The organism is Pseudomonas sp. 05T35, assembly GCF_056396605.1.
This window is the reverse complement of record NZ_JBFTLU010000153.1, coordinates 1-10,902: the sequence shown is the minus strand read 5'-3', so window position 1 is coordinate 10,902 and position 10,902 is coordinate 1. Positions and strand designations below refer to the sequence as shown.

At 60.2% G+C, this 10,902-nt stretch carries 8 protein-coding genes; 5 read left to right on the top strand and 3 right to left on the bottom strand.

The features are described from left to right. The 3 genes from AC1DH9_RS13945 to AC1DH9_RS13935 all read left to right on the top strand — a co-directional run. Positions 1–935 (top strand): HlyD family secretion protein (locus tag AC1DH9_RS13945; protein ID WP_477808310.1); only part of this gene is annotated, 935 nt, incomplete at its 5' end. Beyond that, a complete protein-coding gene (locus AC1DH9_RS13940) occupies positions 935–3,943 on the top strand; it encodes a glycosyltransferase family 2 protein (RefSeq protein WP_477808309.1) in 3,009 nt (1,002 codons plus the stop codon). The genes AC1DH9_RS13945 and AC1DH9_RS13940, both read left to right, overlap by 1 nt. 9 nt (positions 3,944–3,952) lie before the next feature. Beyond that, the gene (locus AC1DH9_RS13935; protein ID WP_427544783.1) at positions 3,953–5,392 is read left to right on the top strand and encodes an efflux transporter outer membrane subunit; all 1,440 of its coding nucleotides are present in this window, start codon (positions 3,953–3,955) and stop codon (positions 5,390–5,392) included. Between the two features lie 121 nt (positions 5,393–5,513). On the opposite strand, the gene tcuC is transcribed toward AC1DH9_RS13935, so the two are convergent. Then, a complete protein-coding gene (tcuC, locus tag AC1DH9_RS13930; RefSeq protein ID WP_477808308.1) occupies positions 5,514–6,815 on the bottom strand; it encodes a tricarballylate/proton symporter TcuC in 1,302 nt (433 codons plus the stop codon). A gap of 274 nt (positions 6,816–7,089) precedes the next feature. Between tcuC and AC1DH9_RS13925 the strand changes: the two genes are divergently transcribed. Continuing rightward, a complete protein-coding gene (locus tag AC1DH9_RS13925) occupies positions 7,090–8,079 on the top strand; it encodes an FAD:protein FMN transferase (protein ID WP_427544793.1) in 990 nt (329 codons plus the stop codon). Between the two features lie 210 nt (positions 8,080–8,289). After that, on the top strand, positions 8,290–9,684 hold the full coding sequence (gene sthA, locus AC1DH9_RS13920) for a Si-specific NAD(P)(+) transhydrogenase (protein ID WP_103315322.1): 1,395 nt from the start codon (positions 8,290–8,292) through the stop codon (positions 9,682–9,684). A gap of 42 nt (positions 9,685–9,726) precedes the next feature. On the opposite strand, the gene AC1DH9_RS13915 is transcribed toward sthA, so the two are convergent. Together AC1DH9_RS13915 and AC1DH9_RS13910 are read right to left on the bottom strand one after the other, a co-directional pair. Next, complete coding sequence (locus tag AC1DH9_RS13915; RefSeq protein WP_427544787.1) at positions 9,727–10,449, bottom strand: glycerophosphodiester phosphodiesterase; 723 nt, start codon at positions 10,447–10,449, stop codon at positions 9,727–9,729. 13 nt (positions 10,450–10,462) lie between these two features. Continuing rightward, positions 10,463–10,902 (bottom strand): PilZ domain-containing protein (locus AC1DH9_RS13910; protein ID WP_477808307.1); only part of this gene is annotated, 440 nt, incomplete at its 5' end.

The window sequence follows — 10,902 nt, the reverse complement described above, 5'->3', positions numbered from 1 at the left end:
CGTTGTTGACCCTGCAAACCCGGCGTTTGACCCTGGAGCAGRAGCTATCATCATCGGCCAGCCAGGCCGAGCACGACCAGCAGTATTACGACGAGTTGGAGAAAACCAGCCAGCGCTATCAATCGGCGTTTCATACTCGTCAGCTCTATGCACAACGTGCGCTGAAGGCCGAGAGCACTGCCGCCAGCGCCCGCTTGACGGACGCACAGGAAACCCTCGATCGCAACCTCGAGTTGTTCACTCAAGGGGCGGTCAGTGGCGCGGTCGTCGCCGCCTCGAAAGCCAAGTTGGCCTCGTTGGAGGGGGCGGCAGAGTCCGTCCGTTCACAGCTGCGAATCAATGACGGTGATGTCAATGCCGCCAATAAGCAGGTCTACCTTGACCCTGATCAGTTGCGCATGTTCGACCTCAGCGCGCAGATGACCACCCTGAAACTGAGCCTGGAAAATCAGGCCCGCAACCGCGAAACCTATCAACGCGAACTCGACAATCTCAACCACCTGATCGAAACCGAACAGAACCGGGTCAAGTTGACGGCTGGCTATGAGGTCACGGCGTATTCGTCCGGCACGGTTCAAGAGCTGTTGGCGCCTCAAGGGACAGTGGTACAAGCCGGGTCGACTTTGCTGCGTGCTACCAACTGCAAAGAAAGCTATGTCGTCGCGGTGTTTCCGGAACGCGTGGCCAGCAAGATTGATCACGACAGTGTCCTGACGGTAAGAATCCATGGCCTGGACGAACCGCTCAAGGCCAATGTCGTGCAGTTGTTATCCAGCACTAAGGATATTCGCCCTAACAGCTACAGCGTTCCTTTCCCGTATGCCGAGCAGAACTCGGTGTACGTCGTCGGTACTTTTGCCGATGACCTCACCGACAGCCAGCGCGCCATGACTTGCAATCCGGGGCTGTGGGCCAGCGCCGAGGTATCTCACTGATGAGTCCGCGCAACGTTGTGCAATGGCCGTGGCTGCCGGGCCTGATCGGGGTGATGCTGATGAGCAGCGGCGGATCTGCGCTGGCAACGCAAGCCAGGCCGCAACTGGCGGCGATGACGTGTGCAGCGCTGGATCACGCGGTGCAATCGCAAGCGGCGGGGCCGGTGTTGCTGGCCAGTTACCCGCCGCTGGACGGTCAGCCGGCGCCAATCCAGGCGTTGCGTGGGGTTGCGTTCACCTACGACAACGCCTTGGCCAGCATCGCCTTGTTTGCCTGCGGTAAAGCCGAGTCGGCGCGACGGATTGCCGATGCGCTGGCCTTCGCCACGACCCACGACCCGGAATATCAGGATGGACGCTTGCGCAACGCCTACGCGGCAGGCCCGGTGGGTTCGTCGTCGATGCACCTGCCGGGTTATTGGAGCGTAGAGCGCAATGCCTGGAATCAGGACGCCTATCAGGTCAGCAGTGCCACCGGCAATCAGGCCTGGGCCGCGTTGGCGTTGTTGGAGGCGTTGCGCCAGAGCGGTGATTCCTCCTACCTGGAGGCCGCTCGCAGGGTATTGCAGTGGTCCGGGAAAAACACGTATGACGGACAGGCCCCCGCGGGTTTCAGCGGCGGTTACTACGGGTATTTCCCCAAGCAGATCCAGCAGACCTGGAAGTCCACCGAACATAACGTCGACCTGGCGGCAGCCTGGTCGGCACTCAACACGGCTGCGCCCGACCCGGGCTCGGCTCACCAGGCGCAGATTGCCCGGCAATTCGTGTCGAGTCACACTTGGGCGCTACAGCTTGGGCTGCGATCGCTGCTACCGGCATCAACCCCTTTACCGGTTTACAAGAGGCTGACTGACATGCAGGCACTGGACACGCTGCAACTTGTGCAAATCAATTTCTGGACCGTGGTCGCGGTGATTCTGTTCACCTGCCTGACGCACCGTGATCAATGGGCGGCACGTGCCGGTTTCGGAGCCTTGACCGCGCTGTTGTTGATCAATTACGTGGCCTGGCGGATTCGCGACACCTTGCCCGATGGACACGCAGGGTTTGCCTCGGTCTGGGCTTACGCGTTCCTGTTTTTCGAAATGCTGGCGATCGGCTACACGCTGTTTTCGATCATCGTCCTGCTCTGTCGCTCGGATCACCACGCCAGTGCCGATGCCGGGGAGCAACGTTTGCGTGCCCAGGGCCGCTCGGTGCCGGCGGTGGATGTGTTCATCGCCACCTACAACGAAGGCCTCGAGATCCTGGAAAAAACCATCATCGCCGCCCAGGCGATCGACTACCCCAACGTGACCATCTGGGTGCTCGACGATACCCGCCGCGACTGGTTGCGCGACTATTGCGCCGAGGTCGGTGTGCAATACGCCCGACGTCCCGACAATTCCCACGCCAAGGCCGGTAACCTGAACAACGGCCTGCGTCTGTCGGCGGCCAGCAGCAATGCGCCGTACATACTGGTGCTCGACGCCGACTTCGCCCCGCAGCAGCCGATCCTGATGCGCACCCTGGGATTGTTCGACGATCCCAAGGTCGGCCTGGTGCAGACGCCGCAGTTCTACTACAACCCCGATCCGATTCAGCACAACCTCGGTTCATCCAACTGCTGGGTCGACGAGCAGCGAGTGTTCTTCGACGTCTACCAGCCGGCCAAGGATGGTTGGGATACCGCGTTTTGCGTGGGCACTTCGTTTGTCGTGCGGCGTGATCTGATCACTGAAATGGGTGGCTTTCCGACGGGTTCGGTCTGCGAAGACATCTACACCAGCTGCCGTCTGCAGCAAAAAGGCTACGTCACCCGCTGGCTGAATGAGCGACTGTCGATTGGTTTGTCCGCCGAGGGGTTGACCGAGTACATCAATCAGCGTGGTCGCTGGTGCCTGGGGACGATCCAGGTCGCGCTGCTCAAAGAGGGCCCCTTGCGCGGTCGTGGCTACTCACTTAATGAACGGTTGCACTTCGTGCATGGCTTGATGCACTGGTTCTCCAAGCCATTCATCCTGATGATGCTGGTGTCGCCGGTGTTGTATTGGTATTTCGGTATTGCCGGGTTCTACGCCCATCCGGCGGATTTCATGGCCTTCGGTATGCCGGCGTTGATTGCATTCTGGGGCTACGGGACGTGGGTCACTGACCGGCGTACCTTGCCGATTTTTACCGAGGTCACCCAAATCGTCGCCTCACTGGCGGTGACGGCGACGATCCTCAGCGCCATGGTCCGGCCGTTCGGGCGACCCTTCAAGGTCACGGCAAAGGGCCTGGATCGTTCACGCACAACGGTCCACTGGAAGTTGTTCGGGTTCTTTTTTGCACTGACACTGTTCTCGCAAATAGGTGCTTACATCACCATCAGCAACGCGGCTGCGTTCGACGGCAATATGCTGTTCAACCTGTTCTGGACGGTGGTCGCGCTGATCTACAACCTGGCCACCCTGGTGGCGTGTGTTGACCGGCCACGCTTGCACGGCGAAGAGCGCTTTCCTTTCGATAAACCCAGTGGGTTACGCTTCGCCGGCAAAACCCTGGCGGGCCAACTGGTGGATATATCGCTGAGTGGCGCCTCCATTTCCTGTTCCGTTGCGTCATTGATCAAGCCCGGGCTGCGGGGGCAGGTGTGGGTCAATAAACTCGGCTGGCTGGATATCGAGGTCATGCGTCATCACGGCGAGGACCGTTTGGGCTTGAAGTTCATCGACCTTGACGAAACGCTTCGGCGCCGGCTGATCGCGCGGCTGTTCAGTGAGGCGCCGATCAACGTGGTCGGCAAGGCTGAGCCAGGCCTGGCTTTCGGCACCTTGTTGCGGCGTTCGTTGCTCGGCGAAAAGCGCACGGCACCGCGTTCGCGGCGACCGGTCAAGGCGCCGTCCTATAGCTCACTGCCTGGATTACGCCCGATCAGCTTCCGTTCGCGTCAGCAACCACTGCCGCAAATMAGCACCACCCGCTCAGGTCTTTGGGCTTTCCTTCTCACTCCGTTACGAGCCTTGCTCGGCCAACGTTTGTAGGTGCGCCTCATGAACAGACGCTTATCCACCTCATGTTTCATGTCGCTGTTATTGCTCGGCGGTTGTTCTCTGGAACCCAAATACGAGAAACCAGAGGCGCCGATCGACCAGCAATGGCCAGCCAGTTCGGCCAGTGACTGTTGCAGCGCCAAGCAGGCGTTCGACAAGGATTGGCACGGCTTCGTGCTCGATGACCGACTGCGCCAGTTGATCGACCTGGCCTTGAAGAACAATCGCAGCCTGCGTCAGTTCGAGGCGGGCGTCGAGGAGGCGAGGGCAGGGTACGCCGGTGCCGAATCCGGGCTGTTTCCCTCCATCGGACTCAACACCTACGCCGGCCGCAGCAAGTTTCCGTCACAGGTCAGGACGCAGGGAGGCGGCGTCAGTTCAGGCAGCACGTCCAACACCTTTCAGGCCAGCGGTGGCTTCACGTCTTACGAGTTGGACCTGTTCGGGCGCATCCGCAGTCAGCGAAACGCCGCAGGCGCACGCTTCGAGGCGACCGAGGCGGACTATCAGACGGCTCGCCTGGCGTTGATCGGTGAGGTGGCCAGCACCTGGCTTAGCCTCAAGGCCAATCAGAATCTGCTCGACCTCGCACAGAACACCTACAAGTCCCAGGACCACTACGGTGAGTTGTTGCGCAAGAGCTATAACCTGGGCTCCAGTGCTCAAATCGATGTTCACCAGGCGGATGCGCAAACCAACACGGCGGCGGTTCAGATCAACACGTACCGCATGCAGGTGGCGCAGGACATGAATGCGATGCGCGTGTTGGTCGGGCAGCCGGTGCCTGTTGGGTTGTTGCCCACTGGCGTGCTGGGGGAGCAGTTGGCAACCGCCGATGTGCCCGCCGGGTTACCGTCGTCACTGATTGCGCGGCGGCCCGACATCATGTCGGCCGAAGCCTCGTTGCGAGCTGCCAACGCGGACATCGGTGCAGCCCGCAGCGCTTATTTCCCGACCTTTTCGCTGACGTCGGCGGTGGGCGGCCTGACCGGTGACTTTTCGCGATTGTTGAGCGCGCCGGCCGAGTTCTGGTCGGTGGCTTTGGCGGGGTCGTTGACCCTGATCGACGGCGGTGCGCGAAAGGCGCAGGTGGACGCCAGCCATGCGCGGTTCAACGGGCAGACGGCGGCGTATGAAGCCACGGTGCAGAACGCTTTCCGCGAAGCAGCCAATGCCCTCAACGCCCGCCAGGAGATGCTCACCCAGGTCGACTATCAGAAGCGTCTGGTAGCGGATTATCAAGCAGCCTACCGACAATCCCGATTGCGTTTCGAGGCGGGGATGGACAGCTACTTTTCGACGATGGACGCGCAGCGTTCGTTATTCGACGCGCAGCAGAAGCTGACGCAAATGGAATTGGCGCGGGAGATCAATCAGGTGGACTTGTACAAGGCGCTGGGCGGGGGGTGGAGTCAGTCGGTGAAAATGGCGAATCGATAAACTGTGTTGTTCCGGCGGACCTCTTCGCGAGCAGGCTCGCTCCCACATTGGAATGGCGGTGTGATCACGATTGTGTGAACGCCGCTGAACCTGTGGGAGCGAGCCTGCTCGCGAATTCGATCTAGCGGGTGCCGCCGACTACAGCAGCCTGCGCAGTCCGCAACTCATGCCGGTTGCCACGGAACAGCACCAGCGTTGCGATCAGGCCAAGCACTGCCGCGCCGCTCAACCAGATACCCGGTGCGGCCTTGTTGTCCAGCACGTGGATCAGGTAGGTACAGGCCGCCGGGGTGAAGCCGCCAAAGGTCGCGGTCGCCAGGCTGTAAGCCAGGGAGAAACCGGTGGTGCGGACTTCAATCGGCATGATTTCGGTCAGGGCCACCACCATGGCGCCGTTGTACGAGCCATAGAGGAACGACAACCACAACTCGACGATCAGCAGATGGCTGAAGCTCGGGTTGGCGACCAGCCAGGATAGCGCCGGGTAAGCCGTCAGGATTGCCAGCGTGGTCGCCGCCAGCAGCAGCGGCTTGCGCCCGATCTTGTCCGACAGGGCACCCATCACCGGCAGCCAGAAGAAGTTCGACAGACCGATACACACGGTGACCAGCAACGCGTCGAAGTCCGACAGGTGCAGCTMGGCTTTACCGAACGTCGGGGTGTAGGCGGTGATCAGGTAGAACGACACGGTGGTCATGATTACCAGCGCCATGCCGGCCAGCACGATGCCGAAGTTCTGACTGATCGAACGGACGATATCTCTCAAGCTTGGGCGATGTTTACGCGCCTGGAATTCCGGGGTTTCTTCCAGCGAGCGGCGAATGATGAAAATCGCCGGCACGATCATGCAGCCGATCAGGAACGGTACGCGCCAGCCCCAATCACCCATTTGCTCAGGGCTCAGCCAGTGGTTGAGGCCCACACCCAGCAAACCGGCAAACACTACGGCGGCTTGTTGGCTGGYGGACTGCCAGCTGACAAAAAAGCCCTTGCGGCCAGGGGTAGCAATCTCGGCCAGGTAAACCGACACACCGCCCAATTCCACGCCCGCGGAGAAGCCTTGCAGCAAGCGGCCAAACAGTACGATCAGCGGCGCAGCGACGCCGAGGGTCGCGTAACCCGGCACACAGGCAATCAACACGGTCCCGGCCGCCATCAGCGCGAGGGTAATGATCAGGCCTTGGCGACGGCCGTGACGGTCGATGTAGGCGCCGAGAAAGATTGCACCGAGTGGACGCATGAGGAAGCCGGCACCGAAGGTGGCCAGTGACAACATCAGGGAAGCGAAAGCGCTGTCGGCAGGGAAGAAGGTTTTGGCGATGGCCGTGGCATAGAAGCCGTAGACCATGAAGTCGAACATCTCTAGGAAGTTGCCGCTGACAACGCGAAATATCGCTTTGCCTTTGCCCGTAGTCGAGGCCATTTGATCTTACTCACTTTGGCTGTCTTATTAGAAATCCCTGGTCTTGAAACATCCTTACTGACGGGGCTGGTCTGTGCCGGTACCTCGAACAGTTTTGTAACGATATGTGTAAGACGAACGGTAGGCAACCAATAGTTAGTGTGCTGCTTAAACGTTATAGCCATGAGCCAGCCCTCTCTCACAGTTCTATCGCATAATGGCGGGCCTTGGCGTTCTGTCGGGGGAACTCTTTGGGGAGGAGTGCGCGTTGTTGAACTGGCGATCGGGTGTTTTCGTGGCGCTTGTCGGCGCCTTGTCAGGCTGCGGTAATGGCGACACTCTGGAAAGCTTTGGCGGCCCGACCATGGGCAGCACGTATTCGGTCAAATACATCCGCCATCCGGGGACTCCCGGGCCGGTCGAGGTGCAGAAGCAGGTCGAGTTGATTCTGGCCGAGATCGACCGGCAGCTGTCGACCTACCGCAGTGATTCCGACATCGAGCGATTCAATGGTTTGCCGGCCAATAGTTGTCAGCCAATGCCGGCRCCGGTCTTGCAGTTGGTCAAGGTGGGCGAGCAACTGTCAGAGACGAGCGACGGCTCCTACGACCTGACGGTGGAGCCGCTGCTGAACCTTTGGGGATTCGGCCCACAATCGCGCGATGAAAAAGTCCCAAGCGCCGAAGCCTTGGCTCTGGCCCGACAACGCGTTGGTTATGCGCATCTGCGGATTGAAGGCGATCAGCTATGCAAGGACGCGCCGGTCGAGGTTGACTTCGGCAGTATTGGCGCCGGGTATGCCGTCGACAGGATCGCTGCGAAGTTGCAGGAAATGGGTATCGACAGCTTCATCGCCGATGCTACGGGCGAACTCAAGGCCATTGGCAAGAAACTCGACGGGTCGCCCTGGAAGATTGCGCTGGAGGAGCCACGCGATGACCAGCAGGTTGTCGAGCGGGTGATCACGCTGGACGGCAACGGTGTTTCGACCTCAGGCGACTACCGCAATTACTTCATGCAGGATGGCCGGCGCTATTCACACACGTTCGATGCCCGAACCGGCGCGCCGATCACCCATACCCTGGCGTCTGTCACGGTGATTCATCCTTCGACGCTGATGGCCGATGGCTTATCGACGCTGTTGCTGATTCTTGGCCCCGAGCGCGGCTGGGACTACGCCGAAAAGCATGATGTCGGTGCATTTTTTGTGATTCGAGCCGATACAGGCTTTGTCACGCGAACCAGTCAGGCTTTTGATCGCCTGAGTGCCGAAAAAGCCAAGTAAATACGGTGTGATGGACACTCATTGTTGGTGTTGTAGTGCAGGCAAAACTAGCCTACGACGCGACCAAGGGTTAATGTGCGCGGCGTTGACGCTTCTATAGACTGTGTCCGGGTTCTCGACTGACCCCAAATTGTTCCTTCATGCCGCAAGACCGGCATGATTTAGCCGCAGGTGCCAACGGGGTGCCGCGGCCTGTTCTGAGGAGTACGCATGGCTGTCTACAACTACGACGTGGTGGTGTTGGGTTCCGGCCCGGCGGGAGAAGGCGCGGCAATGAACGCCGCCAAAGCAGGGCGCAAAGTGGCGATGGTCGATAGTCGTCGCCAGGTCGGCGGCAACTGCACCCACCTTGGCACTATCCCGTCCAAGGCCTTGCGTCACTCGGTCCGGCAGATCATGCAGTTCAACACCAACCCGATGTTCCGGGCCATTGGTGAGCCGCGCTGGTTCTCGTTTCCGGACGTACTGAAAAGCGCCGAAAAAGTCATTGCCAAACAAGTCGCCTCGCGCACCGGTTACTACGCGCGCAATCGGGTCGACGTGTTCTTCGGCACCGGCAGCTTCGCTGACGAGCAAACCATCGAAGTGGTCTGCGCCAACGGCGTGGTCGAAAAACTGGTGGCCAAGCACATTATCATCGCCACCGGCTCGCGTCCGTATCGCCCGGCCGACATCGATTTCCACCACCCGCGTATCTACGATAGCGACACCATCCTCAGCCTCGGCCACACCCCGCGCAAACTCATCGTTTACGGCGCCGGCGTGATTGGTTGCGAATACGCCTCGATCTTCAGTGGTCTGGGCGTGCTGGTCGAACTGGTGGATAACCGCGGTCAGCTGCTGAGCTTCCTCGACTCGGAAATCTCCCAGGCGCTGAGCTACCACTTCAGCAACAACAACATCACCGTGCGTCACAACGAAGATTACGATCGCGTTGAAGGCGTGGACAACGGTGTGATCCTGCACCTCAAGTCCGGCAAGAAGATCAAGGCCGACGCCTTGCTCTGGTGCAACGGCCGTACCGGTAATACCGACGCGTTGGGTCTGGAAAACATCGGCGTGAAGGTCAACAGCCGTGGCCAGATCGAAGTTGACCAGAACTATCGCACCTGCATCCAGAACATCTACGGCGCAGGCGACGTGATTGGCTGGCCGAGCCTGGCCAGTGCCGCCCACGACCAGGGTCGTTCGGCCGCTGGCAGCATCGTCGATAACAACAGCTGGCGTTTCGTCAACGACGTACCGACCGGGATCTACACCATTCCGGAGATCAGCTCGATCGGCAAGAACGAGCAAGAGCTGACCCAGGCCAAAGTGCCGTACGAAGTCGGCAAGGCGTTCTTCAAGAGCATGGCGCGTGCGCAGATCGCCGGTGAGCCGCAAGGCATGCTGAAGATCCTGTTCCACCGCGAGACGCTGGAAGTGCTCGGCGTGCACTGCTTCGGTTACCAGGCATCGGAGATCGTCCACATCGGTCAGGCGATCATGAACCAGCCGGGTGAACAGAACACGTTGAAGTACTTCGTCAACACCACGTTCAACTACCCGACCATGGCCGAAGCCTATCGGGTAGCGGCCTACGACGGCCTCAACCGGCTTTTTTGAGCGGCTCCGGCCGGTGGCCTGAGCCGGCCGGGGAGACCGATTTCAGCAATTCTCGAGCGTGGCGCTGGCCAAACCGGGAAAGTCTGTAATCAGGCTGTCAACGCCGAAATCAGCGAGCCTGCGCATCAGCGCAGGTTCGTTGACTGTCCATACCGACACATGCAGGCCTTGTCGCTGCGCCTTCTGCAGGCGTTCCGGCGTACACAGGGTCCAGTTCAGCGCAAGAATCTCACAGCCATAGCTTTGCGCGACCTTCAACGGGTCGAGCCAGGCATATTCGGCGACCAGTCCACGCGACACATCCGGAACCAGATCCACTGCGGCCTTCAGCACTTCGCGCGAGCTCGAGGTGATGGTGACCTTGTCCAGCAAGCCAAACCGCTGCGCCATTTCGCGAATCGCCAGCACCGTCGTCGCCGCGCGCATGCGCGAAGCGCTCTTGACCTCCAGCTGCCAATGCTCGAAGTCGCATTTTTCGAACAGCTCTTCCAGCCGTGGAATCGGGCAGGGCTTGATCCAGCCCGGACCACCCTTGCGCGCATCGTAGGTCACCAGTTCTGCCGCCGTATGCTCGACCACCTTGCCGCGACGCTCGGTGGTGCGCTTGAGCGTCGGGTCGTGAATGACCATCAACTCGCCGTCCATGGACAGGTGCAGGTCCAGTTCGCAACGGCGTACGCCGTGCTTGAGGCATTCCTGGAAACTGATCAGGGTGTTTTCCGGTGCTTCGCCTTTGGCGCCGCGGTGGCCGTAGATTAGGGTCACGGGTCTTCCTTAATTAATTGCCTGATTCGTTTTGCTCGCGTGCCAGGCGTCGCTCATGCGCCTGTCTCTGCAAGATATAGCGGGCCAGCAGCTGTCGTTGCGCATCGGTCAGGGCTTCGAACTCGGTGCCAATCTCGAAGGTGCCGAAGCTTTCCGGTTCACAGTGAGTGACCTTGGCCCGCAACAGCAGGCCCAGCGCTTGCGGCATCAACAACAGCTTGATTGCCACATGGCTGCCGGCCGGGTAGGCGAGGTGGTGCTCGAACTCGATGCCGCCTTCCGACAGCACCACGGGCTGCGGCTCACCGAACTTGCCGAGCACGGTTTGTGCCACGACCTGACTCAGCAGGTCGATGCGCTTGTTCATGACCTTCAGATAGTTGGCGGTGTTTCGGTCCCGCTCACTGATCTGGCGCAGCAAATGCTGCGACTCGAATTCGCTCAGGTGCAGTT